22 protein-coding genes and 1 riboswitch are annotated in these 24240 nt (G+C 67.9%); of the genes, 12 read left to right on the top strand and 10 right to left on the bottom strand.

From position 1 onward, the window contains the following. Window positions 1-14: 14 nt before the first annotated feature. On the bottom strand, window positions 15-188 hold the full coding sequence (locus tag ACOI2T_RS34530) for a DUF2613 domain-containing protein (RefSeq protein WP_018602702.1): 174 nt from the start codon (window positions 186-188) through the stop codon (window positions 15-17). A 140-nt stretch (window positions 189-328) separates the two neighbouring features. Between ACOI2T_RS34530 and ACOI2T_RS34525 the strand changes: the two genes are divergently transcribed. Beyond that, complete coding sequence (locus ACOI2T_RS34525; RefSeq protein WP_067848387.1) at window positions 329-1477, top strand: glycoside hydrolase family 3 N-terminal domain-containing protein; 1149 nt, start codon at window positions 329-331, stop codon at window positions 1475-1477. A gap of 3 nt (window positions 1478-1480) precedes the next feature. Here ACOI2T_RS34525 and ACOI2T_RS34520 read toward each other — a convergent pair whose 3' ends face one another. From ACOI2T_RS34520 to ACOI2T_RS34500, 5 genes are read right to left on the bottom strand one after another with little or no spacing between them, the layout of a single operon-like run. Beyond that, window positions 1481-2935, bottom strand: coding sequence for an aminotransferase class I/II-fold pyridoxal phosphate-dependent enzyme (locus ACOI2T_RS34520; protein ID WP_409502812.1), 1455 nt, complete (start codon window positions 2933-2935; stop codon window positions 1481-1483). After that, window positions 2932-4110, bottom strand: a complete 1179-nt coding sequence (locus ACOI2T_RS34515) for an amidohydrolase family protein (RefSeq protein WP_409502811.1) — start codon at window positions 4108-4110, stop codon at window positions 2932-2934. The genes ACOI2T_RS34520 and ACOI2T_RS34515 overlap by 4 nt, the downstream gene beginning before the upstream one ends. Continuing rightward, window positions 4097-5392 (bottom strand): aspartate aminotransferase family protein, encoded by a 1296-nt coding sequence (locus ACOI2T_RS34510; RefSeq protein WP_409502810.1) that lies wholly within the window; start codon window positions 5390-5392, stop codon window positions 4097-4099. Before ACOI2T_RS34510 ends, ACOI2T_RS34515 begins: the two co-directional genes overlap by 14 nt. Further along, window positions 5389-6882, bottom strand: coding sequence for an APC family permease (locus ACOI2T_RS34505; RefSeq protein WP_409502809.1), 1494 nt, complete (start codon window positions 6880-6882; stop codon window positions 5389-5391). Before ACOI2T_RS34505 ends, ACOI2T_RS34510 begins: the two co-directional genes overlap by 4 nt. A gap of 21 nt (window positions 6883-6903) precedes the next feature. Further along, the gene (locus tag ACOI2T_RS34500) at window positions 6904-8223 is read right to left on the bottom strand and encodes a type I glutamate--ammonia ligase (RefSeq protein ID WP_409502808.1); all 1320 of its coding nucleotides are present in this window, start codon (window positions 8221-8223) and stop codon (window positions 6904-6906) included. A 114-nt stretch (window positions 8224-8337) separates the two neighbouring features. Between ACOI2T_RS34500 and ACOI2T_RS34495 the strand changes: the two genes are divergently transcribed. Genes ACOI2T_RS34495 through ACOI2T_RS34485 form a run of 3 tightly spaced genes read left to right on the top strand, consistent with a single transcriptional unit; the run spans window position 8338 to window position 10653 of the window. Further along, window positions 8338-9135: a class II glutamine amidotransferase gene (locus tag ACOI2T_RS34495; RefSeq protein ID WP_409502807.1), complete on the top strand. Its 798-nt coding sequence runs from the start codon at window positions 8338-8340 to the stop codon at window positions 9133-9135. A 5-nt stretch (window positions 9136-9140) separates the two neighbouring features. Then, window positions 9141-10013: a MurR/RpiR family transcriptional regulator gene (locus ACOI2T_RS34490; RefSeq protein ID WP_409502806.1), complete on the top strand. Its 873-nt coding sequence runs from the start codon at window positions 9141-9143 to the stop codon at window positions 10011-10013. A 16-nt stretch (window positions 10014-10029) separates the two neighbouring features. Further along, window positions 10030-10653 (top strand): TetR/AcrR family transcriptional regulator, encoded by a 624-nt coding sequence (locus ACOI2T_RS34485; protein ID WP_409502805.1) that lies wholly within the window; start codon window positions 10030-10032, stop codon window positions 10651-10653. Between the two features lie 12 nt (window positions 10654-10665). Here ACOI2T_RS34485 and ACOI2T_RS34480 read toward each other — a convergent pair whose 3' ends face one another. Together ACOI2T_RS34480 and ACOI2T_RS34475 are read right to left on the bottom strand one after the other, a co-directional pair. Then, on the bottom strand, window positions 10666-11790 hold the full coding sequence (locus ACOI2T_RS34480; protein ID WP_409502804.1) for a zinc-dependent alcohol dehydrogenase: 1125 nt from the start codon (window positions 11788-11790) through the stop codon (window positions 10666-10668). Further along, on the bottom strand, window positions 11783-12241 hold the full coding sequence (locus ACOI2T_RS34475; protein WP_421875336.1) for a tautomerase family protein: 459 nt from the start codon (window positions 12239-12241) through the stop codon (window positions 11783-11785). The genes ACOI2T_RS34480 and ACOI2T_RS34475 overlap by 8 nt, the downstream gene beginning before the upstream one ends. Before the next feature lie 53 nt (window positions 12242-12294). On the opposite strand from ACOI2T_RS34475, the gene ACOI2T_RS34470 reads away from it, so the two are divergent. Further along, complete coding sequence (locus tag ACOI2T_RS34470) at window positions 12295-12882, top strand: TetR/AcrR family transcriptional regulator (RefSeq protein ID WP_409502802.1); 588 nt, start codon at window positions 12295-12297, stop codon at window positions 12880-12882. Window positions 12883-12888: 6 nt separating this feature from the next. On the opposite strand, the gene ACOI2T_RS34465 is transcribed toward ACOI2T_RS34470, so the two are convergent. After that, a complete protein-coding gene (locus ACOI2T_RS34465; RefSeq protein ID WP_409502801.1) occupies window positions 12889-13977 on the bottom strand; it encodes a methyltransferase in 1089 nt (362 codons plus the stop codon). A gap of 158 nt (window positions 13978-14135) precedes the next feature. After that, a riboswitch (cobalamin riboswitch) is annotated at window positions 14136-14322 on the top strand. A gap of 111 nt (window positions 14323-14433) precedes the next feature. On the opposite strand from ACOI2T_RS34465, the gene ACOI2T_RS34460 reads away from it, so the two are divergent. The 7 genes from ACOI2T_RS34460 (at window position 14434) to ACOI2T_RS34430 (ending at window position 23626) form a co-directional block, all read left to right on the top strand. After that, window positions 14434-15408: an ABC transporter substrate-binding protein gene (locus tag ACOI2T_RS34460; RefSeq protein ID WP_409503073.1), complete on the top strand. Its 975-nt coding sequence runs from the start codon at window positions 14434-14436 to the stop codon at window positions 15406-15408. After that, complete coding sequence (locus ACOI2T_RS34455; protein ID WP_409502800.1) at window positions 15405-16178, top strand: class I SAM-dependent methyltransferase; 774 nt, start codon at window positions 15405-15407, stop codon at window positions 16176-16178. The genes ACOI2T_RS34460 and ACOI2T_RS34455 overlap by 4 nt, the downstream gene beginning before the upstream one ends. Window positions 16179-16207: 29 nt before the next feature. Further along, window positions 16208-17206 (top strand): FecCD family ABC transporter permease, encoded by a 999-nt coding sequence (locus ACOI2T_RS34450; protein ID WP_409503072.1) that lies wholly within the window; start codon window positions 16208-16210, stop codon window positions 17204-17206. After that, complete coding sequence (locus ACOI2T_RS34445) at window positions 17203-17997, top strand: ABC transporter ATP-binding protein (protein ID WP_409502799.1); 795 nt, start codon at window positions 17203-17205, stop codon at window positions 17995-17997. Before ACOI2T_RS34450 ends, ACOI2T_RS34445 begins: the two co-directional genes overlap by 4 nt. Window positions 17998-18100: 103 nt before the next feature. Next, entirely contained in the window at window positions 18101-19567 is a 1467-nt protein-coding gene (locus ACOI2T_RS34440) for a DUF3375 domain-containing protein (RefSeq protein WP_067848347.1), read from the top strand. Further along, complete coding sequence (locus ACOI2T_RS34435) at window positions 19564-20283, top strand: DUF4194 domain-containing protein (protein ID WP_409502798.1); 720 nt, start codon at window positions 19564-19566, stop codon at window positions 20281-20283. The genes ACOI2T_RS34440 and ACOI2T_RS34435 overlap by 4 nt, the downstream gene beginning before the upstream one ends. Next, on the top strand, window positions 20273-23626 hold the full coding sequence (locus tag ACOI2T_RS34430; protein ID WP_409502797.1) for an ATP-binding protein: 3354 nt from the start codon (window positions 20273-20275) through the stop codon (window positions 23624-23626). The genes ACOI2T_RS34435 and ACOI2T_RS34430 overlap by 11 nt, the downstream gene beginning before the upstream one ends. 35 nt (window positions 23627-23661) lie before the next feature. Here ACOI2T_RS34430 and ACOI2T_RS34425 read toward each other — a convergent pair whose 3' ends face one another. Further along, window positions 23662-24171 carry a helix-turn-helix domain-containing protein gene (locus tag ACOI2T_RS34425; protein WP_421875331.1) on the bottom strand — a complete coding sequence of 170 codons (510 nt, stop codon included), beginning with the start codon at window positions 24169-24171 and terminating at the stop codon, window positions 23662-23664. Window positions 24172-24240 lie beyond the last annotated feature (69 nt).

Below are 24240 nucleotides of genomic sequence, written 5' to 3'. Positions count from 1 at the left end.
GCGGCGGGGCCGGGTTAAGTACGGTCGCCGTACTCGACCCGGTTGAGTACCGATGACGCCGGATCGCCCGCTTGCAGCGGAGGCTTCGTATCCTGCTGCACCATCAGCGTCACACCGAAGACGGCGGCCGCGCCCAGGAGCAGGCCGACCACGATGCTGGCGGCGGAGGGGACGACGAACCGGTTCACCCGGCCAACCTAGCACGCTGACGATAGTGATCGAGGCCACTGACGAGCGGGTGTTCCGGCGTTCCGGCCGCCGGTGAGTGGGCCTGGCGCGACACGCAGGGGATCGATTACCGCTTCGCCACCGGCTAGGGTCAGGCCCCATGGCTTCACCGCGCCTCCTCGCGACGTTCGTAGCGATGTCCGGACTGCTGCTGGCCTGTTCCTCGCCGAGCAGCCCGCAGCCCGCACCCACGACCGAGCCGCCGGCCATGCAGCCCGTGGCGACCAATGAGCCGTTGCCCGCCGCGCCGCAGAGCTGTGATCTGGCGAGCCTGCCGGTGCGTGACAAGCTGGCGCAGCTGCTGACGGTCGGGGTCACCGGCGCTGCGGACGCGCGGGCGATCGTCGCCAATCAGCATGTCGGCGGCATCATGGTCGGCAGTTGGACCGACCTGTCGATGCTCACCGACGGTTCGCTTGCCGACATCGTCGCCAACTCGGGACCACTTCCGCTGTCGGTCAGCGTCGACGAGGAAGGCGGTCGGGTATCGCGGCTGTCGTCGCTCATCGGCAGCCAGCCGTCGGCTCGCGACCTCGCCCAGACCCGCACCGCCGACGAGGTGTACGGCATCGCGCTCGAGCGCGGCCGGGCGATGCGCGGCCTCGGCATCACCGTCGACTTCGCGCCCGTCGTCGACGTCTCCGCGAACAGCGCCGCGATCGGTGACCGGTCGTTCGGCGATGACCCGGCCGTCGTCACCGAGTACGCCGGGGCGTACGCCCGCGGACTGCGCGATGCCGGGGTGCTGCCGGTCCTCAAGCACTTCCCCGGCCACGGCCACGCCTCGGGCGACTCGCACACCGGCTCGGTGACCACGCCGCCGCTCGCCGATCTGCAGAACAACGACCTGGTTCCGTACAAGACCCTGACCACCGCCGCACCGGTCGCCGTCATGGTCGGGCACATGCAGGTGCCCGGGCTCACCGGCGCAGACCCGGCCAGCCTGAGCCCCGCGGCGTACCAACTGCTGCGCTCCGGCGGTTACGGCGGCCCCGGCTTCAACGGCGTCGTCTACACCGACGACCTGTCGAGCATGGCCGCGATCAACCAGCGCTACGGCGTGGCCGACGCTGTTCTGCGCGCCCTGCGGGCCGGTGCCGACAACGCGCTGTGGGTCACCACGGGCGAGGTGCCCGCGGTTCTCGACGGGCTGGAGCAGGCGGTGGCCGCAGGCGATCTCAGCCAGGCCGCCGTCGATGCGTCACTGCAGCGGGTAGCGGCCGCCAAGGGCGGGATCCGCTGCGGCTGACGCTCACTTCACGACGGTGACGGTGCCCAGTTCCGGGTCCGATGCGCTGATCGGATTGCCTGCCGCACGCAGCGCCGTCAGCAGGTCGACGACCTCGGCCGTCAGACGTTCACCGGGCATGACGAGGGGAATGCCCGGCGGATAGGGCGTGATGGCCTCGGCCGCGATGCGATCGGTCGCCTGGCTGAACGGCACCGCGCCCGCATCGGCGAAGAACGCTTCACGCGGGGTCAGCACCGTGTCGGCGCGAAACGCCAGCAGGTCGGCGATCAACATGTCGTCGGCGCTGGCCGGCCCGGCGCTGCGGCCCGACCACTGCGCCACCTCGGTGAAGCCGGCCACCAGCCGGTCCATGTCGGCTTCCGTGTTGCCGATGGTCGAGATGCAGAGCACGTGGCCCGGCCCGCTCAATTCGGGCTGCACGCCGTGCACCTTGTTGAGCCGCGCGACGAGATCGCGCGCGTCGGCGGCAAGACCACGGGTGCCGATGAGCAATTTGGTCTCGTCCAGTCCGTGAAAGCCGGTGTGCGCGCCGGTGGCGTCACCGGGCCGCAGTACCCGCAGGCCGTCGATCGCGGCCAGCCGGGTCGCGGCGCGTCTGGCCCGATCCAACGTCGCGTCGAGCATGTCGCGTCCGTTCACCATCATCTGGCGGCGAGCCAGATCGATCGACGCCATGATGGCGAAATGCGGGCTGGTGGTCTGGATCAGCTGCAATGCGCGGCGTACGGCGGCCGGATCGAGTTCGCCGGGGTCGATGTGCAGCACCGCGGCCTGGCTGAGCCCCGACAGGATCTTGTGCACCGATTGCACGGTCGCGCTCGCGCCGGCCCGCTCGGCCGCCACCGGCAGTTCGGGATGGAACGCGAAGTGCGGCGAGTGCGCCCCGTCGACCAGAAGTCTGGCGCCGAAGCGCCGGCACAGCGACGCGAGCGCCTCGATGTCGGCGGTGGTGCCGTAGTACGTCGGGTGCAGTGCCCACAGCGCTTTCGCGCCGGTCTCGGCGAACGCCCGTTCGACCACGTCGGCGTCCAACCCGTGTGCGACGCCGAATCCATCGTCCCAGCGAGGCTCGAGCCAGACGGGCCGGGCGCCGACCTGCACCAGCCCCGCGAGCACCGACTTGTGCGCATTGCGTTGCACCAGAACCGGTTCCCCGGGTGCCAGCGCCGACAGCGCCATGGCGATGTTGCCGCTCGTCGAGCCCTGCACCAGGATGAAGCTCGCGCCGACACCCCACGCGTCGGCGATCAGTTCCTCGGCCGCCAGGATGGGGCCCTCCGGACAGTGCAGGGTGTCGGTGTCGGGCAGGTTGTTGAGGTCAACGGCGGCAATGTGATCGCGGAACCACGGGTCGAGTGTGCGTCCGCCCTTGTGGCCGGGGCTGTAGAACGGCGCCTGGTCGCGTTCAACGAACCGGCGCAGCGCCTCGAACAACGGTGCGGCCTCGTGGTTCACAACGCGTACACCCGGTTCGCGTTGTGTACCCCGATCATGTCGACGATCCGGATCGCGTCGGCCTCGGTGCAGTCCCCGGCCCGCACCCACTCACCGAGCACCAGCCCCATCGCGCGGCGCCACAGCACCGAGCCGAGCAGATGCAGTTCGGGCGGGCCGAACGCATCCGACGAGTACAGCTGCTTGGCAAACGGCGCGGTCTCCAGGGCTTCGGCCACCAGGCCCGTCGACCGCACACCGAGATAGTTGATACCAAGTCCCACATCGAAATTCACGTGATCGAACGCCTGCGCGAGATAGCCGGCCTTGCGGTGGAACGGATAGCAGTGCAGCAACAGCACCGGCACCGGTGTCATGGTGCGCAGCAACGGCAGCAGCAGCATCGGGTCGGTGCGGTGCAGGTCGAGGTCGCGGTCGCCGAACCCGACATGCACCTGGATCGGCAGGCCGTGCGCGGCGGCCTCATGCACACCGAACGCGATCAGCACCGGACTGTCGAGCCGCAGCGTGTCCCGCCCGGCGAGTTCCCGGGCGTGCTCGACCACCTGCGCATCGGCCGGGCGAGACCAGTCGATGTCGAACGAGGTCCGGTACGCCGCAATCGTCTTGGTACCCACGGTGTCCGCGGCAGCATCGGCCAGCGCGGCGCGGAACGCGTCGGGAAAGTCCTCGGGGCGCGTTCCGTCCTCGAGCAGTTCCTCGGCCAAGCGCTCGAGCCGCAGGATCGACGAGGATGGCCGTCCGCTGAGCTGGGTCAGCCGCTCGGGGGTGGTGATGAGATCGCCCTGGAAGCCGGTGTCGACGACCCAGCGCTCGACGCCGGCCAACGGCAGCATGAGCTCCGACAGGTCGTCGGGGCTGAGCTCGCTGCGGCGTTTCCAGTACTCGTCGGCGCCCGCATGGGCGGGCAGGCCGAGAACCGGTGCGCACCAACGCCGTATCGACAGCCCCAGCGGGGAGTCGAACTGCGTCATGAAATCCGGTATCGGATCGGTGGATCCCTCGTTGATCGACGCCTCGAACCCGGCCCGGTCCACCGGCTTGTCGAACGTCCCGTGCACATGGTGGTCGACGAGGCGGACGGTGCGCAGGTGGTCGGCGAGTTCGGCGGGCACGGCGGATCCGACGCCGTCGAACACATCGATGGGTGAGCCCGCGAATTCACCATCCGGCATATCGTGCGACCTCCTCTGCGTCGACCTTTCCCGCGGCCGCGTCGTCGATGGCCCAACCGAGGATCTCGGCGGCCCGCACAGCTTGCTCTTCACTCAGTATCAGCGGCGGCGTGATCTCCAGGACATTGCCTCCGACGTAGTAGACCACCGCGCCGAGCTCCCAGGCCCGGTAAGACACCTGGGCGGCCAGCCGGGGATCGGGACCCCCGGTCGCGGGATCGATGAGTTCCAACCCGATCGCCAGCCCACGGCCCCGCACGTCGCCGATCACGTCGCTGTCGACCGCGCGCAACGCATCCTGCAGTACCGCACCGACTTTCGCCGACCGCTCAGCGAGCCGCTCACCGACGATCGTGGCGAGTACGGCGCGGCCGGCCGCGGTGCAGACGGGGTTTCCGGCGGTGGTCAACAGCGCCGAAGCGGCCGGCTCGTCGAGCAGTGCGGCAGGTCCGACCGCCGCCGACAGCGGCAATCCGCCGCCCAGCACCTTGCCGAATGTGACGATGTCGGGGACGACGCCGTCGTGTTCGAACGCGTGCAGCGTGCCCGGCCTGCCCAGGCCCATCTTGACCTCGTCGCAGATCAACGGGACTCCGTGGCGTCGGCATACCTCGTGCAGGTCGGCGAGGAACCCGTCGGGCGGCACGACGAGCCCGCCGTCGGACAGGATCGGCTCGACGATCAGACACGCGACCGTTCCGGTCGCCATGTGCCGGTCGGCGAGGTCGAGGCAGGCCGCGACGTCGGCGCCGACCTCATCGCGAGCCGGCCGGAACGGGTTGGGATAGGGCAGGAATGCCACGTCGGCGTCCGCGGGCACGCCCGCGTCGACATGCACACCCGAGACGCCCATCGCGACGCCGACACCGCCGTGATAGCTGTGCTCGAACGCCAGTACGGTGCGGCGTCCGGTCGCGTGTCTGCAGGCCCGAAGGGCGACGTCGTTGGCGTCGGATCCGGCGTGGCCCAGATACACCCGGCGCTCACCGGTTCCCGGCACCAGGGCCAGCAGATCCTCGGCCAGGCCGACGGAGTCCGGATGGACTGCCGACAGACCACCGGCACCCGGCGCGGTGCGCACGGCACGGCTGACCGCGTCCGCGACTGCCGGGTGCCCGTGCCCCAACCCCGACGCCGTCCACGTCGCCGAAAGGTCCAGCAGTTCACGGCCATCGGGGGTGATGAGCGTGCAGCCGTTCCCCGAAACCACCTCCAGCGGGAAGAACCGCAGCTTCTCGATCCCGGCGATGACGGCTTCGTCGCGCTCGTAGAGCGTGTTCACCGCACCTCCACCGGCGGTGTGAGCGCCAGCTCGGCGGTCAACGATTCACCGACACGTTTGGCGATCCCCGAGGCGGCCAACGCGATCAACAGACCGATCGCGCACCAGTACAGCCCCAAAAGCGGTGCTGCGGTCCACGTTTCGGCGTCCTTGACGTTGAACCACAACACCACCGCGATCACCACCGCACCCAGCAGCGGCAGCGCCAGGCCCAGGACCTTGCCATGGCCGCCGTGCACGTCGACGAACTTGGGTGCGCCGACGAACCACGCCGCGGCGATCTCGACAAGCAGGTAGCACACCATCAGGCACACCGAACCGGCCACCGCGAACAGGAAGTAGGTGTCGATCGCGTCGTTACCGGTGCCCATGTCGGGCCAGCCGATCGCACCGCAGATCAGGTTGATCACCAGCGCCAGCCCCACCACGAGCCACGAGGCGCGCCGCGGCCCACCCGTCGCTTCGTGGATGTGCGCCAATGACTTCGGGCCGAAGCCGTCGCGGCCGAACGCATAGAGCATGCGGCCCGACGTCGCGGCGGTGGCCATGTGGCAGCCGAATGCCGCGACAGTCGCGGTGAAGATAATCAGCAGCGAGAACCACTGCCCGATGTAGCTTGAGCCCAAGTCGCCCAACGTGTTACCCGAGCTCTGGAACGCCGCGAGCCCAGCCTCGTCGGTGCCGAATCCGATGACCTGAGCGAACATCACGACGACGAACAGCACTCCGGTCAGGATCAGCGTGCCGCCCAGCGCGCGCGGGATGTTGCGGCCCGGGTTGTCGGTCTCCTCGCCCATCGATGCGCAGGCCTCGAATCCGGCCCAGGACAGGAACGCGGCGACCACACCGCTGAGCACGGCCGAGGCCGAGACACCGCCGCCGGAGAACGAGAACACGCTGAAGTCGATCCCGGTGGTCTCGGCGCCGCCGCGCGCGAAGATCACGACGACCAGCACGACCATCGCGACGACGCCGATGCCCTCGATGCCGAGCAGGATCTTGGCGAGCAGCCTGATGTCACGACCGGCCAGTGCGAACGAGATCACCGCTGCGATCACCACGACCACCAACCAGGGCAACTGGTAAGGGTTTTCGCTGGCCGGTTGCAGTTGGGCGATGAACGCGTTGGTGAAAGCCGCTGTCAATGCCAGGGTTCCGATGGAGAATCCGACGTAGGCGCCGAGCATCGCGAAGCCCGAGAAGAAGCCGGCGCGCGGCCCGACGGTGCCGCCGACCAGGGCGTAGGCCGATCCGGCGTGGTTGAGATGACGGGTCAGCCGCACGAAGCTGTAGCCGACCAGCGAGACCCCGATGAGGCCGATCAAGAACACCAGCGGGATGGCCTTGCCGACGGTGCCGATCAGTCCCTGCCCGTTTCCCGACATGGCCAGGGTCGGGCCGACGGTGGCGACCGACAGCGCCAGCGCCACCCAGAACGGCAGGCGCCGGTGTGGCAGTTGATCGGATTCCGGTGTGGCGCTGGTGGTCATCGAGAGTCTCCTTCGGGTGGGTCAGCAGCTCCACGCCAGGCGCAGGGCCTGGCAGGTCTCGGCGGGTGGGCGGTCGCCATAGGTGACGAGCTCGTGCCGACGCACGGCCGCCAGTCCTTCGACCACCGCAGGCGTCAGGAGCTCGGCGGCGACGGCCGAGGATTCCAGGAGTTCGATCACCGTGCGGTGATCGGCCGGTAGCGGTCTGGCTTCACTGTTGGCCGGATCGTCGATGACCTCGGCGGGCAGTCGCAGGTCTTTGTCGATGCCGCGCAGTGCGCTGCCCAGCAGGGCCGCCGCGGCGAGATACGGGTTGGCGCTCGGATCGATGATCTTCAGTTCGACGTTGGCGCCGTGCGGATTTCCCGGGGTAGCCGCGATGAACCGCACGGCCGCCTCCCGGTTCTCCAGCCCCCAGCATTTCGCCGCGCCCGCCCAGTTGCCGGGCTTGAGCCGCGCCGCCGAGATCACCGAACCGGCGTATACCCCGACCAGATCGGGCAGGCCATCGAGCACGCCCGCGACGGCCGAGCATCCGGACGACCTCATGCCGTGCGGTCCGTCGCCGCCCGACAGCAGCGGGCCGGTGTCGTCGGCCAGTGACAGGTGCAGATGCGCGCCGTTGCCGGCCTCGCCGGCGAACGGCACCGGGGAGAAGGAGACCGTCATGCCGTGCCGGGCCGCGACCCGGCCGATCACGATGCGCGCCAGGATGACTGCGTCAGCGGCGGCCACCGGTGTGGCGGGCGCCAAGGACACCTCGAGTTGGTCGTGGCCGTACTCGGTGTGAAGTTGTTCGACGGCGAGGCCGGCGCGGGCGGCTGTGGCGTTGAGGTCGACGAGGAAAGCCGATTTGTCCAGCGATGTACGTATGCCGTAGGGCGACCAGTTGGCCGTGGTGGCGTGCCCACCGTCCGGTGCGAGCATCGTGCATTCGAGTTCGGCCCCGACGAGGACGTTCAGGCCGCGGTCCGCCGCGGCTCGTTCGGTGTCCGCCAACAACGACCGGGTGCACAGCGGGGCCGGATTGCCCTGCTGGTCGTACAGGCTCGCCGGGGCCCACGCGACTTTCTCCTCGACCAGGCGCAGGTCGGCCGGGTCGATGCGGATCCGCTGGTCGCCGACCACGCCGATGCTCGGGGTGAAGGCGATGCCGCTGTCCACGCAGAACACGCTCCACGACGGCGAGACCCCCATGCCGGATTGTTCGAACGCCGAAAGGCGGTGCAGCGGGACGTATTTGGCGCGAGTGACGCCTGCCAGGTCGGTCAGCGATCCGGCCACGATCTCGACGCCTTCGGCGCGCAGTTCGTCGATACGTGGCGTGATGGCTGCCGGCATAGGTCCTCCTGACGTTCCGAGTCTGCGAGCACGCTATGTCATAAATGTTTCATATTCTTTAATATGAGCGCTATAGGTTCGATTCATTAAATTTTGGCGGGGAGGGGCGAATCCATGTGCCGACTGCTGGGCGTGGTGTCGACGACACCGATTTCCGTCTCGGACGCGGTCGGCGCCCACGTCCTCAAGGACTTCGTCGCGTTGACGCGCGTGCACGGCGACGGTTGGGGTATCGCCCGGGTCGAGCAGGCCGGGGGTGTTCCCGGCGTCGAGGTGTCGGCGGGCAGCGCGCTCGACGACCCGGCGTTCGATTCAGCGGTGCGGCGCCCGCCCGCGCTCGCGAGCATGGTGCACCTGCGTTGGGCCACCAACGGGCTGGCCGTCGAACCGCAGAACTCGCATCCCTTTGTCGTGGACGGAATCGCCATGGCGCACAACGGATCCATCAAGCCGGCCAGTCCGCTCGACGACATGCTCGAACCAGACATCGCCGCGTCGCTGCGGGGTACCACCGACAGCGAGCGCTACTTCGGCGTCATCCGGCAGCATCGCCGCACCGCACCCGATCTGGCCGAGGCGGTCCGGCGTGCGGTGGCGCAGTTGCGGCCGATCTACCGGGAAGCGAGCCTCAATGCGCTCGTGCTCGGCGAGGGGCAGCTGATCGCCGTGCACGCCCACGCGCACAGTTTTCTGCCCGACGAGGACGTCGAGGAGATCACGGCCGCCGAGCTGCCGACCGAGCACCTCGAGGACTACTTCGCTTTGCGGTGGGCCCGCCCCGCCGACGGCACGCTCGTGGTGGGGTCAACCGGATTCGGCGATCTGGACTGGCAGCCGCTGCCGCCCGAGAGCGTCACCGCAATCTCGATGAGTGACTTGTCGATGACTTCGGTGCCGGTCATGGCAGATTGAGAAGCGTGTCCGAAGATTCCGCAAACGCCGAGCCGACGGTGGAGGCGCGTGCGACGGCGGCACTGCCGACACTGAGTAAGGCCGAGCGGCGGGTCGGACGCGCGTTGCTCGCCGACTATCCGAGCGCGGGTCTGGCCAGCGCGGCGCGGCTCGCCGAACGGGCCGAGGTGAGCCCGCCGACCGTGCTGCGGTTCGCACAGTCCCTCGGCTATGAGGGATTCGCCGATCTCCAGGTCGCCTTGCGTGCCGAGCTGTCGGCCAGATCGAGCGGACCGATCACCCGGCTCCCGGATGCCCCTGCCGCGGGCAGCATGCTCGACCGCCTGTTGCAGCAGGCCCGCGCGCAGAACGAACGGGCCGCGGAAACACTGGCGATGCTGCCGGAGTCCGCGCTGGAAGCCGCGGTCGCGCTGCTCGCGGACACCGGCCGGACCCTGTACCTGCACGGCGGCCGGTTCTCGCAGCTGCTGGCCGTTCACCTGGCCGCCCATCTCGAGCAGTTGCGACCCGGTGTGCGGGTGCTCACCGACCCGACCGGCCGCGACCTCGGTGCATTGCTGGAACTGTCGCGCACCGACGTGCTGGTGTTGTTCGACTACCACCGTTACGAGCGCAGCGCCGCCGTCCTGGCCGGCCGTGTGCACCGGGCCGGCGCGACCGTGCTGCTCATCACCGACGACCTGGCCTGCCCGGTCGCGCCCGACGCCGAGGTGGTGCTCGCGGCGTCGAGCACCGTGGGCACGACCTACCAGAGCATGGCGGCGGGATTCCTGCTCACCGAGCTGCTCATCCCGCTTGTCATGGACGCCGTCGGCGAACCCGCACGCACCCGCATGGCGCTGTGGGAAGAGCAACGGCGTACGGAGTTGCTGCCCTGACAGATACCCTGTTCGGATGGCTGGTGGAACGAAGCGGCTCCCGCGCGCGGTGCGCGAACAGCAGATGCTCGATGCCGCGGTACAGATGTTCTCGGTCAACGGTTATCACGAGACTTCGATGGACGCGATCGCCGCCGAGGCCGAGATTTCCAAGCCGATGCTGTATCTGTACTACGGCTCCAAGGAGGAGTTGTTCGGGGCCTGTCTGAACCGTGAGCTGACCCGATTCGTCGACGTCGTGCGCGGCCAGATCGATTTCACCCAGAGCCCGAAGGACCTGCTGCGCAACGCGGTGCGGTCGTTTCTGACCTACATCGACACCAACCGCGCGTCCTGGATGGTGCTCTACACGCAGGCCACGAGCTCACAGGCATTCGCGCACACCGTGCGTGAGGGCCGTGAGCGCATCATCGACCTCGTCGCCAGGCTGTTGAGTACGGGCACCCGTAATCCTCAGCCCGACAGCGACTTCGAGATGATGGCCGTCGCGCTGGTAGGTGCGGGCGAGGCCATCGCGACCCGGGTCAGCACCGGCGACGCCGATGTCAACGAGGCCGCCGAGTTGATGATCAACCTGTTCTGGCGCGGTTTGAAGGGCACACCGTCGGACGCGGCAGCGCAGTCGGTTTCGAACGGCTGACGCGTGCCTTGATCAAGCGGTCACGCGCGGGCGCTGTAGGACGAGTTTCGTTGTGTGGGCCCGGTAGGCGTCTGGCGCGTCGTCCCACTCCGCGGTGACACTCGTGACGAGTTCGGCGGGGAAGCCGGTGCGGCCGACGAAGTCGAGAACGTCCGGCAGCACGGCGCGCACGTTCGAGACGCCGATCTTGAGGATGGCGTCGTTGGCGTACATGTGCATCAAGGGCACTCTCGTTCCACGCGGTAGGTAGTAACCGACGGGTTGCAGGATGCCGCCTGGGGCCAGGCTGCGGGCAGCCGTTGCGATGCCCGCGGCCGACGATGTGCCCTCGACCGCGACGTCGTAGTCGCGGCCCGGAATGTCAGATTGGCGGCGCTCGTGCTTCTTGACGCGGTGTGCGCTGGCACCGAGACGCTCGGCGATCGCGAGCCGTTCGGGTTGGTGGTCGACGTAGTCGACGACCTCGGCGCCTAGGCACACCGCGAGTCCTGCGGCGTACAGGCCGATACTCTGAGCGGCGCCGCCGAGGATCAGCACGCGGCCGTTCGGGCGGGCGTCGAGGGCGGGAGCGACGCAACGCCACGCGTCGGAAAGATTGTCACTGGCGGCGGCGACCCGCAGGGGATCCATTTCGGCAGGGACCTTGACCAGCATATGGTCGGCGAACGGGACACGAAGCAGGTCCGCGACCATGCCGCCCCACGGTCCGCTGGCGGAGCCAAAACCGAACGCTGCGAGTGTGCCGGTCCGGGTGGTCGAGCATTTGGCGGTTATCCCGCGCCGGCAATTGACGCAGTCGCCGCAGGACACCGACCAGGGCACGATCACGACGTCGCCACGGCGGACGTCGGCGTCCGGGCCCGCGGCGATGACCTCGGCAACGCACTCGTGGCCGATGCTGAACGGACCTCGAAAGGGCACTGGCCCACAGATGCTCGCCACGATCGGGTCGACGATTCCGGTCCGCATGCCGACCTGCATGAGGCGTGAGACGTGGCGGTGGATCGGCATGGTGTCGCCGTCGCAGCGGCCTGCCACGAACGGCCGCACCAGGGCATCGCGTGGGTCCTGTAGTCGAGGTTCGGGCCGTTCGCGCCACTGCAGCAGTCCCGTGCGGACGAACGTGAGTTCACGCATCGGATCGCTGCGCCTGGGCCGCCGCCTTGAGTTCGGCGAACTTCACGACCGCACCGCCAGCACCCCAGGTGCCTTCTGGCTGCTCGTTCACGAGCACCCAAACCCGCAGCGCCTCAGTTGAATCCAGGTCCGCGGCGGTCAGCACCTGCGCAGTGAGCTCCTTGACCAAACCGGCTTTCCGCCGTTCCGACAGCGCCCCTTCGGGGACCGTGACATCGACGCGGAACCGCGGTGCGTCGTCACCGAGAGCGCCGAAGGCTCCGACGGCGGTCTCCTCGATACGTGACCACGCCTGCGCTCGGAAGAACGCCGTGTCGGGTGCGCCTTCCCAGCGGAGCAGCGTGGCGGCGAGTGTCCGTCTGAGCGTTGCGCGGGCATCGGGCCCGAGCACGCCCGCGGGCATTGTCAATTGGACCATCGGCATGGTGACCTCCGTTATAACGACTGTCATAGATTCCGTGACGCTAGATTAGAACAGTCGTCATAGCAAGGATGGGGGCGGGCATGACCCGGGAACCGGATGAATCGTCGCGAATGCGCATGGTCGCCGGCGCGGCTGACATGATTCGTCGTCGCGGGCTGAACGCCACGAGCGTGCGGCATCTCGCCCAGCATGCGAACGCGCCGCTCGGATCCGTCTACCACTACTTCCCGGGCGGCAAGGACCAACTCGCCACCGAAGCGGTGCGCTGGGCCGACGACCTCACGGTTACGGGTCTGCGCGAGGCTATGCGCGCGGGGCCAGTGCAAGGCCTGCGAGTTTTCACAGATATGTGGCGGAAGATCGTTCTGGACAGCGACTTTCGTGCCGGATGCCCGGTGCTTGCGGTGGCGGTCGAGGACTACCCCGACGATGACCGCGCCCAGCCCCGCGACGCCGCGGCCGCCGCATTCGCCAATTGGACCTCGCTACTCGCCGACGCGTTGCGCGAGCACGGCGCGCCTGACGGCGATGCCGTCGAAACCGCCACGCTCATCGTCGCGGCGATCGAGGGCACTGTGGCGATGTGCCGGGCTCAGCGGAGCATTGAACCGCTGGACCGGGTGGCTGATCAGCTCAAAAAACACATCGCACACGTCACCGCGAGGTGAACGGCGTCAGACCGCTTGCCCCTCAACCAAACTGAACGGTGATGCCGTCGGCACCACGCGGGTCAGCCGGAACCCGGCCTGCTCGTAGAGCTTGCGGTAATCGGCCTCGGTACGCTCGCGGGCCGCGATGCCGATCAGCATTTCCATGTCGGTCCACTTGCCGATGAATTCGCGGTCGTGGTCGGGGATGACGCCCTCGATGAGCAACAGTGTGGTTCCCGGTGCTGCGGCGGCGCGCACGTTGCGCAAGATCGTCAGCGCCTGTTCGTCGGGCCAGTCGTGAATGATGTTTTTCAAGATGTAGGCGTCGGCCCCCTCGGGTACGCGTTCGAAGAACGACCCGGGCAGCACTTGCACCCGCTCCGCGGTGCCGTACCTGCCGAGCAACTCCGGGGCGCCTTCGACGACCTGGGGCAGGTCGTAGAGCAGACCCCTGGCCGACGGCGTCGCTTCCAGGATGGCCGACAGCAGCCGACCGTGCCCGCCGCCGACATCGGCGATCGTGGCGAAACGGCTGAAATCGTAGGCCGCGACCACCGGGGCGATCGCCAATTCCGAGATGCTCGTCATCGCGTCGTTGAAGATCGCGGCGAGTTCGGGCTCGGAACCGATGTAGTCGAAGGCCTCTTTGCCGCGCAGCTTGGGGATGACGGCTTCGCCCGTGCGTACAGCGTCGCCGAGGTGGCTCCAGTGCTCGCGATGCTGCGGCGAGCCCACGAATCTGGCCATCGCCGCGATCGACACCGGAGCGTCCTTGCGCAGGCTGTCGGCGAGTGTGTTGAGCGCATAGCGTCCGTCGCGCGTCCGGCGGAACACCCCCTCGCTGACCAGTGCCCGCATGAGCCGGTCCAGCGCATCGGCGTCGGCGCCGACCCGGCGGGCCAGCTCGTCCGGGCGCAGCGGACCGCCGGCCAGCGCGTCGGCGACTCCGAGCTCCGCGGCGACGGTGATGCCCTGTGCGACCCAGGCGGACAGGATCAACTCGAGCATCACGGCGGGCGGCGGGGCCGTGCGCTGATAGAGCCTGCGCAGGTGATGGCGGACGCGTTCGGTGGCGCGGACCAGCCCGACGGGAGGCACCTTGGCGGTAGTCACCGGATGAATGTAGGGCAGCGCGGGTGTCTTGGCGGCCGGACGGAAAAGTTGCCAGGGGTGGCGTTCAACGCCTTAATGAAAATGATTATCATTAACGCGTGCTGATGCCTTTTGTGCCCACCTGCGCCGCCGAGGCGCCCACCCGATCCGGCGCGCTGGTATGGTCCGGTCGAGCCAGTCGTACCCAGCCCGATTGGGTCAGGGAATCCGGTGCGAATCCGGAACTGACGCGCAGCGGTATGGAGGACAGGCGGAGCAACGGCCACTGGCCCCTCGACGGGGCTGGGAAGGCGCTCCGCCTGGATGATTCCGAGTCCGAAGACCTGCTGGCTCGGGCCTCGTCGCCGGGTTGCGGCGCGAGGTCCGCCCATCGGACGGACTCCGCGATCGGGTCCCGGATCGAAAGGTCTCGTCGTGTCTGAGCGCACGCGCACCATTTCCGTTCTCCTACTTGCCATGTCGCTGCTGGCCGGGTGCGGCTCATCGGCGGGCAAGACCACCACCTCGTCCGGCGGCGACACCGCTGGCTATCCCGTTGCCGTGGAGAACTGCGGCCGAACGGTGACGGTGAAAGCTCCGCCGCAACGAGCGGTCTCGATCAATCAGCCGGCCACCGAGCTGTTGTTGACGCTCGGACTGGCCGATCGCATGGTCGGCAGCGCATCGTGGAGCGACGAGGTCCGCCCCGAGCTTGCCGCCGAGAACGCCAAAGTGCCGGTGCTGAGTCGCGATTTCCCGTCGTTCGAACGTGTTCTGAAGGAGAAGCCCGACTTCGTGTACGCGACGTTCGACTGGTCGTTCACCCACGAGGGAGTGGCCCCGCGGGACCGCTTCGAGAGTCTCGGCGTGCCCACCTATCAATCGTCGAGCGAATGCGGTGGGCAGGACGCCGCCCAGCAGCGGCCGCTCACGCTCGATGACATGTACGCGGAGATTGCCGATGTGGCAAAGATATTCGGCGTCCAGGATCGGGCCGATCAGCTGATCTCGTCGCTGCGTGCCCGGAAGGCCACCGCGGCCGACGGGCTCAAGGCCGACGGCGTCACGGTGATGTGGTGGTACGCGGGCACCAAGACTCCCTACATCGCGGGCTGTTGCGGTGCGCCGGGCATCATCACCACCGAACTCGGAGCACGGAATGCATTCGCCGACAACCGCCAACTGTGGCCCGAGATCTCGTGGGAGGCCATCCTCGAACGCGATCCCGACGTACTCATCCTCGCCGACCTGACCCGCGGTGACGACGGCGACAGCGCGGCCGCCAAGATCCGGTTCCTGGAAACCGATCCGGCCGCCAAGCGGTTGACCGCGGTGCGGGAACGCCGGTGGATCGTGTTGCCGGGCACTGCGATGGACCCGTCGCTGCGCAATGTCGATGCGATCGAGACTGTCGCGGCCGGGCTGCGCACGCTCGGGGTGGTCGGCAAATGAGCGGCGCCGAATCCGCGGCCGCGCTTCTGGCATCGTGGGACGAGCAGCAGGCCGCCTATATCGCCGACCGCGAGGGCAGGTTCCGCATCATGGTGGAGTTGTTGGAACTCGCGTGCGGCGACAGCCCGGTCGTCGTCGACTTGGCTTGCGGGCCAGGGTCATTGACCAGGCGAGTGCTCGATGCGCTGCTGAACGCCAGGGTCGTCGCCGTCGACCACGACCCGCTGCTGCTCGACATCGCGGCCCGGGCGTTGCGGCCGGTCTACGGGGACCGGGTGACGGTCCTCGACGCCGATCTCGCTGACGAGAACTGGCCGGCTCTCGTCGCCGGGGCGCTCGGCGGCAGTGCGCCCGATGCCTTCGTGTCGACGACGGCGCTGCACTGGCTCATGCCCGATACCCTGCTACGCGTCTATTCGGACGCCGCGGCGTTGCTCGGCACCGGCGGAATCCTGCTCAACGGCGACCATTTCCGCTTCGACCGCCGATCACCGGCGCTCGGTCGCTTCTCCGCCGCACATGACGAAGCGACTCAGCAGCGCGCACACCGCTCCGGCGCACTGAGCTGGGACCGGTGGTGGCAGGCGGCACGGACCCAGCCGGGCGCCGCCGCGCTCGCGGCGGTTCGCGACGAGCGGTTCGCCGAGCGTCCCGACCCGCCGTCTACCGCCGTCGACTTCCACCTGTCGGCGCTCGCCCAAGCCGGTTTCGCCGAGGTGGGCACGGTGTGGCAACTGCTCGACGACTATGTCGTGCTCGGCGTGAAGTGAGCGCCAAACCGGCGTTGCGCAACCCGGGGATGCTGTTGCTCGTACCGATCGCTGTCGGCGGTCTGCTGCTCTCGATCATGGCCGCAATCCTCATCGGACCCGCCGAACTCGGTGTGCGCGACGTTTACGCCGTTATTGCACAACACCTTTGGAACCACGCCGCCGACGTGGCGCCGATCGACGACGGCATCGTCTGGGAGCTGCGGCTGCCACGCGCATTGCTGGCCTCGATATGCGGTGCCGGCCTGGCGATCTGCGGCGCGGTTCTGCAGTCGATGATGCGCAACCCGCTCGCCGACCCCTTCATGCTCGGCATCTCATCCGGCGCCTCGACCGGAGCGGTGCTGGTGGTGATCACCGGCATCGGCGGTGCGCTCAGCCTGTCTGCCGGGGCATTCGCCGGGGCGCTGACGGCGTTCGTCCTCGTGCTGATCCTCGCAGCCGCCGCGGGTGGCGGACAGGATCGGGTCGTGCTGGCCGGAGTCGCAGGCACTCAACTCTTTTCGGCGATCACCTCGTTCATCGTGTTCTCCTCCGCCGACGCCCAGCAGACCAGAGGTGTGTTGTTCTGGCTGCTCGGCTCGCTCGGCGGGGCCAACTGGGATCAGGTGGCGCTGTGCGGTGCGGTGTGCGCGCTGGGCCTCGTCATCTGCTGGACGCAGTCGGATGCCTTGGACGCGTTCGCATTCGGGCACGACGCGGCAGCCTCGCTCGGGGTGGCGGTCATGCGGGTGCGGGTTCTGCTCCTGGTAACGACGGCGCTGCTGACCGCGGTCCTGGTCAGCGCGGCGGGCGCGATCGGGTTCGTCGGGCTCGTATTGCCACATGCGGCGCGGATCATCGTCGGTCCGGCGCATCGCCGGCTGCTCGTGGTCACGGCGCTGGCCGGTGCGATCTTTCTGGTCTGGGTCGACACCGCGGCACGCACCGTGTTCGCCCCGCAGGAACTGCCGGTCGGTGTGGTGACCGCGTTGGTCGGCGTGCCGATCTTCGTGCTGATCCTCGCGCGCAGGAAGCGACCCCGATGAGTGTCGAGCAGCAGGCGGGCCCGATCGTGGCCGACGCCGTCAGCTGGTCGGCCGGCGGGCGGCTCGTCATCGGCGGAGTGTCGCTCGTGCTGCGAGAGGGGGAGACGCTCGGCCTGCTCGGGCCGAACGGCTCGGGCAAATCGTCGTTGCTGCGCCTCCTTGCCGGGCTGCGGCGGCCCAGCGGCGGCGCGGTGCTTCTCGACGGCCGGTCGCTTGCCGGTCACCGCCGCCGCACGGTCGCGCAACGCATCGCCGTCGTCGAACAGCAGGTCAGCACCGACATCAACCTGACCGTCGAGCAGATCGTGCGGCTGGGCCGGATCCCGCACCGCGGCGTGTGGTCCGGCGACGCCGCAGCCGACGATGCCGCAGTCGAGCGTGCGCTTGCCCACACCGGCACGGTGCATATGCGCAACCGTGACTGGCGCACCTTGTCGGGCGGGGAACAACAGCGCGTGCAGATCGCGCGGGCGCTCGCCCAGGAACCGCGCGAGCTGTTGCTCGACGAACCCACCAATCACCTGGACATCCGCCACCAGTTCGAGCTGCTCGCGCTGATCCGTGACCTGCCGGTGACCGCGGTCGTCACCCTTCACGACCTGACCCTGGCCGCATTGTTCTGCGATCGGCTCGTCGTGCTCGCCGAAGGTCGCGTCGCTGCGGCGGGAGTACCCGCCGAGGTGCTGACGCCTGCGCTGATCTCGGCCGTTTACGGGGTGGACGCGCGTGTCATCGCCGATGGTGCGGGTGCCGGCCGGCCGTCGGTTCACCTCTTGCCGCCGCAGCCGTGAGGTGGCCGCCTGGCAAATCCGGTGTCTTCGGCGCCGCCTAAAGTAGGACGGATGAAGACGAGTCTGATCCAGCCGGTGGGTTCCGGCGGGGTGCTGTGGTTGCATGCAGCACGCTGACGTGGGTCGGCCGTCGTTGGAGCGGCTCTACGAGCTGAACCGGACCGTCGCGGACTCGAGGTCCATCCGCCTGCTCGTGACCAACAACCTGGCCGGCTACCTGACATTGATGGAGCGCCATCTCGATCGGGGTGCCAAGCTCACCGAGACCGAGCTCGTGGTTCGGCTGGAGCGTGACCTGGCCGCAATGGGATCCGACAACGAACAATCGGGCCTGCAGCTGATCAAGTACTGGGCCAGTCAGGGGTGGTTGCACCGGATCACCGAGCAGGCCGGCGACGGTGAACGCAACGTCTGCTACCTGACCTACGAGGCCCGGGCGGTGCTGGACTTCGCCCGCCGGATGCGACGTGAGGACACCATCGCGACCGGTGGTTCGATCGCCGGCGTAGCGGCGGGGTTGCGGCGCGTCGCGGGCCAGGTCAGCAACGATCCCGAGCGGATCCGGGCCGACATCGAGCAGGAGATCGAGAAGCTGCAGGCCGAACTCGATGCGCTCGACGAGGGCAGGCGGCCCGAACCCAACCCGCTCGACGTCGAGGACGAGGCACGTGCGATCGCTCTGCAGATGGAGCAGATCATCTCCGACATCGGGCAGTACGGCAGCATGCTGAACCGCATCACCACGCGGTTGCTCGATTCGTCGGCAGACACCGATCTCGGCTACCGGGAGCGTCAGCGTCAGCTGTTCGACGACTACGAGTCGCTGTTCGCGTCGCGCGAGAGCGCGTCGTACACCGCGTTCACACGCATGGTCCAGGATCCCGAACAGCGGGCCGGGCTCGTCGCCGACATCGAGATGGTGACCAGTCAGCTGCCCCATCTCGACCCGGGTCTGCGAGAGGTGATGACCGGGTTCTTCACACTCGTGTCGGCGCAGACCGCGGAGGTCGGCCGCACCCGGCAGCGGTGTGCGCGGCGCATCAAGCGCTTCGTGGCATCGGGGACGCTCGAGGAGAGCCGCGGCGTCACGCGTCAGCTCAACGATGCGCTGGCCAGCGCTCACGAGCTGCTCAAGGTCTCACTGGCGGACAGCCGCGTCGGTCTTGAGGTACCGCTGGCACGTGCCGACTTCAACTCGATCGGTGCGGTGGCGTTCAAGATTCGCGACGCGGTTCCACCGACACCGGCCGAACCCTCGGACGGCGAGGTGAACCTGTCGGCGTTCGCGGCGTTGGCCGCCCAGGTCGACGCCACCGAGCTCGCCGACCTCGTCAACGCCGCCGTCGAGCGTGGACCGCTGCCGCTGCCCGCGGCCATCGGCATGCTCGACTCCGCCTACCTCGGCCACGTGATCGTGCTGTGGTCCTGGGCCCTCAAACAGCCGCACGACGACGGCATCGAAACGGTACGGGTGCGGTTCCAGTCGCTTGAGGGGGCTGACCGTGAAATTGAAGTCCCCGCACTGGTCTTCACCGAACCGATCCCTATTGTCAGCGAGAGTTTGTTATGAGTGACACGTCCATTGACTTCGATGCGCTGCCCAGCATCGACGCGGTCGAACGGTCGGCACCGGAGCGGCGCGCGCCGCGTTTCGACGGCGACGCCAGTGAACTGCCCGACCGCGCGTGCTGGGCGCTGCAGCACCTGCTGTCGCGCCGCTACATCCGCAAGGACAACCACGCCGAACTGTGGTCGTGGGTGACCCGGTACCGCACCGAACTGACGGTGCGGCTCTCCGAGCTGGATCTGCGCCTGTGCATCGCCGACGACCACGACATCGCCTACGTCGAGCAGGCGGAGTATGAATCTCAGTGGCGCCGTAAGCTTTTGCGCCGCGAAACGCTGAACACCTACGACTCGATCCTGGCGCTGCACCTGGCCAAACTGATGCGGGCGGCGGCGCGCGACGAGGATGTCCTGATCAGCCGTGAGGAGATCCACGAGCTCTTCGCCGGGGTGAACAACGACACCGACCGCGATGCCGCATCGTTCGACAAGCGCATCGACAACGCGATCGAGCGGTTGACCGACATCGAGATCCTCGTCCGCAATCGCGAAGACGAGGGCAGTTTCACGGTCAGCCCGGTGATCAACGCGATCATGACCGCCTCAGTGATCACCGAACTCGCCCAGCAGTTCGACCAGCTCAAACGAGCGGCCGGGCGAGGTGCCGACGACGCCGACGCCGATGCAGTCGAGGATGAGGTGGACGCCCATGGCCGCTGAACCGACCAATCAGTTCTATCTGTCGCGCCTTCAAGTCATCAACTGGGGCGTCTTCGACGGTTACCACTCGATCCCGTTCAGCCCGCAGGGCACGCTCATCACCGGATCGTCCGGCAGTGGCAAATCATCACTGCTGGATGCCATTTCGCTGGCTTTCCTGCCATCTCACCGACGGAACTTCAACGCGTCGGGTGACACCACCGCCGCGGGTTCGGGCACCGGGAAACGCACGGTCGACAAGTATGTGCGCGGCGCATGGGGTGAGCGCCGCGACGGCACGAGCCGCCAGATCATGTATCTGCGCGGCACCGGGCCGGCCTGGTCGGCGGTCGCGGTCACGTATTCCGATCACACCGGGCGCGCCGTCACCGGCCTGGTTCTGAAATGGCTTGCTGCCGAGAAGGTTTCCGATCCGGGCAGTCGCTACTATCTCATCGACGCCGACCGCGACATCTTCGGCCTGTGTAACCGCTGGGCCGCCAACGGTTACGACGCGGCGGTGTTCCGCGACGACGGCTGGTCCGGCGGCAGAAGCGAAAGTCAGTATCTCGCGCAGCTGTACTCCATCATCGGTATCCGGGCCTCGGAAGCCGCTCAACAGCTGCTCGGCAAGGCGAAATCGCTGAAAAGCGTTGGCGGGCTCGAACAGTTCGTTCGTGAATTCATGCTCGACGAGCCCGCGAGCCTCAGCGGGGTCGAGGAGGCGCTCGAGCAGATCAACCCGCTCGTCGAGGCACGCGGTCTGCTCGACGTCGCGCGCCGTAAACGCAACACGCTCGGCAATATCGAGGCCGTACAGGCGCGCTATGCCGACGAGGCGGCCAAGTTCGGCGTCATCGACACCGTCGACAACGCGATGGTGCGTGACTACGTCGACCATCTGCGGCTCCAGCAGGCCGGTCCCGAGATCGACAACCTCGACGACCAGATCACCCAACTCGGCGCGCAGCGCGACGAATTCGGCGCACAGCAACGACAGCTCAAGAACGAGCACAACTCGCTGATGGCGCAGATCAACACCGTCACCGTGGACCTGGTGCCGTTGCAGCAACGGCTCAGCGAAGCGGAGCGCGTGAGCGAAGAGGTCGCCAGGCGGCGCAGCGGCTATGAGGACAAGATCGTCGCACTGGGGTTCACCGCACCCGACACTGCCGAGGACTTCTGGTCGTTGCGCGAATCCCTCATGGAGGAAGCGGACCGTCTGCACCGCGAACTGTCCACCGGTAACACGGCTTACGTCGAAGCGTCCGCGAAAGAAGTACGGGCCCGTGAGGCACGCGAGGCCGTCGAGGCCGAACTGGAGCGGGTCCAGCGCCTGGGGTCGCCGCTGCCGCGCACCGAGTACGAGATGCGGGCCCGGATCGCCCGTGCGCTCGATGTCGCCGAGCGGGATCTGGTGTATGTCGCCGAGTTGATGGAGCTCAAACCCGACGAGGCCCGCTGGCGTCTCGCGGTCGAAAAGGTGCTGCGGGGGGCCGGGTTACGGCTGCTGGTGCCCGACGAGCACTGGGATGCCGCGCTGCGCTTCGTCAACGAGAACGACATGCGGGGCCGGATTCAGCTCCAGCATGTCAAGCACGGGGCGCAACTGCGTGAGCCGGCGCCCGAGACGCTCGCGACCAAGGTTCGGGTCGCCGACCCGACCCATGACAGCGCCGTCGAAGCACTCAACGTCATCGCGTCCGTCGGCGACTACGCGTGCGTGGACCGCCCGGAGGAGTTCGCCGAGCATCCCCGGGCCGTCACCGATCAGGGCCTGCGCAAGGACAGTGGACGGCTCTCGATCAAGGACGACCGGTCCAAGCTGCGGCCGTCGGACTACATCTTCCTCGGTGACTCCGAGGCCAAAGTGCATGCTCTGCAACATGATCTGGCCAACGCGCACGACGCCTACAGTACGGCGCGCAGCGCGCGGGAACGGCTCGACGAACACCGCGCGAGACTGCAGGCGCGCGAGCGGGCGTGCCGGGCCCTGTGCGACCAGTACATGCAGTGGAGTGACATCGACACCGACTCGGTCGACGAACTGCTCGAGCGTCTGCAGGACGAGCATGATCTCCTCGTCACGGAGAACCCCGACGTCGAGCGGCTCCAACAACGCGCCGACGACTGCTGGGAACGTGTCGAGAAGGTGATTCAGCAGATCGGGTCGCTCAACGAGCGCGAGACCAACCTCGATCGTCGGCGTACCGCGCTGCTGGAGCTCGTCGAACGCCTCGACCCCGGCGGGGTTCCCCAACATGCCCGCGACACGCTCGACAGCTACGCGGCCGACATCGCGCTGCCACTGGAACTGCTGGAGTCCGATCCGTTCCGCAACGAGCTGATCAGGGTGATCGGCCGCGAACGCGACCGGCTGCGTGGTGACCGCAACCGCTCGCACGACGAGCTCGCGGGAATCATGGCCGCGTACGACAGTTCGTTCCCCGATGCGATCCCCAACGACAGCGACGATTTCGACGAACGCGTCCACGACTATGTGGCACTGTGCCGGCGCATCGACGAGCGCGAACTGCCCGACGCCTACGAGCGCATGCAGCGGCTGATCACCGAACAGGCTCCCGGCGCGATCCTGAACCTGCACATGATCGCCGACAACGAGGCCCGGCGGATCACCGAGCAGATCGCCCGCGTCAACACCGGGCTCGGTGCGGTCGAGTTCAACCGCGGCACCAGGCTCACGCTGCACGCAGGCACGCGCCACCTCGCGGCCGTCGATGAACTCAACGAGAAGGCCCAGCGCATCGCGGCCCGGGTGTCACTCGTGAGCTTCGGCGACGAGACGGCGATGTTCGAGCAGTACACCGACATCCTGCAGTTGCGAAAGCTGTTGGCCGGCAACACGCCTGAGGATCGGCAGTGGACCCGTGACGCGCTCGACGTGCGCAACCGGTTCGTGCTGTACTGCGAGGAGCGTGACGCCGAAACCGGTGAGGTCATCCGGACCTACAGCAACTCCGGCGACAACTCCGGCGGTGAGCAGGAGAAGCTCATGGCGTTCTGTCTGGCCGGGGCGCTGAGCTTCAACCTGGCCAGCCCGGACAGCAATGACACGCGGCCGATGTTCGCGCAGCTGATGCTCGACGAGGCGTTCTCGAAGTCCGACCCGCAGTTCGCGCAGCAGGCGCTGTCGGCGTTCCGCAAGTTCGGCTTCCAGCTCGTGATCGTGGCGACGGTGCAGAACACCACGACCATCCAGCCCTACATCGAAAGCGTCGTCATGGTGTCCAAGGCCGACGCCGCGGTGCCCAACGCCCGTCCGGTCGCATCGGTCACCGCCGCGTCGATCTCCGAATTCACCGATCTACGACGGAATTCGGGGGATGTGGTCCCGGCGTCCTAGCGGGTGCCGCCGGCGTGTCCGGTCGGGCGACGGGTTCAGTCGGTAATCGTCCCGCTCCACGCGGCGGGGCAGAGGACCCATACGACCTCTGCGGGCTGGTCGGATGGGTTGCGCCACGTGTAGGGTTCGCGGCCGGGCATCGTCAGGGTGTCACCTTCGTTGAGCACGAAAGTCTCAGTGGGAAGCCGTATCTCCATCACCCCGGACAGCACGTGTGTGACTTCGACATCGCAGTTGACCGTGAACATCTCGTCGCCGCCGGTCGACCCGGGTTCCAGCGTCGAGCGCAGCACCTGGACCTTGGCTTGGGCGCGTGGCGTGAGCAGCCGCTCGAAGGCTCCTCTGCCGCCCATGTGGACCGCCGGGGCCGAGGCGAGCGGAACGACCCCGGTGTCTGAATCCTTGAACAGTGAACCCACATCGAGCGAAAGCACCTGACACAGGCTGACGAGAGTTGCGACGCTGGGCGAGGTCTCGTCCCGCTCGACGCGGGACAGGAATCCTCCGCTCAACCCGCATGCGACCGCGACCTGTTCGATGGTCATTCCTTGTGACTTACGCGCGGCGCGCAGCCTGGCGCCGATTCGCACCGGATCGCCTGAGGCCGACGGATG

This window comes from Mycolicibacterium wolinskyi str. Jessa 2025, from assembly GCF_049241375.1.
Classification (GTDB): Bacteria; Actinomycetota; Actinomycetes; order Mycobacteriales; family Mycobacteriaceae; genus Mycobacterium; species Mycobacterium wolinskyi.
Note: the sequence above shows the minus strand (reverse complement) of the source record. Positions and strands in the feature narration are given on the sequence as shown.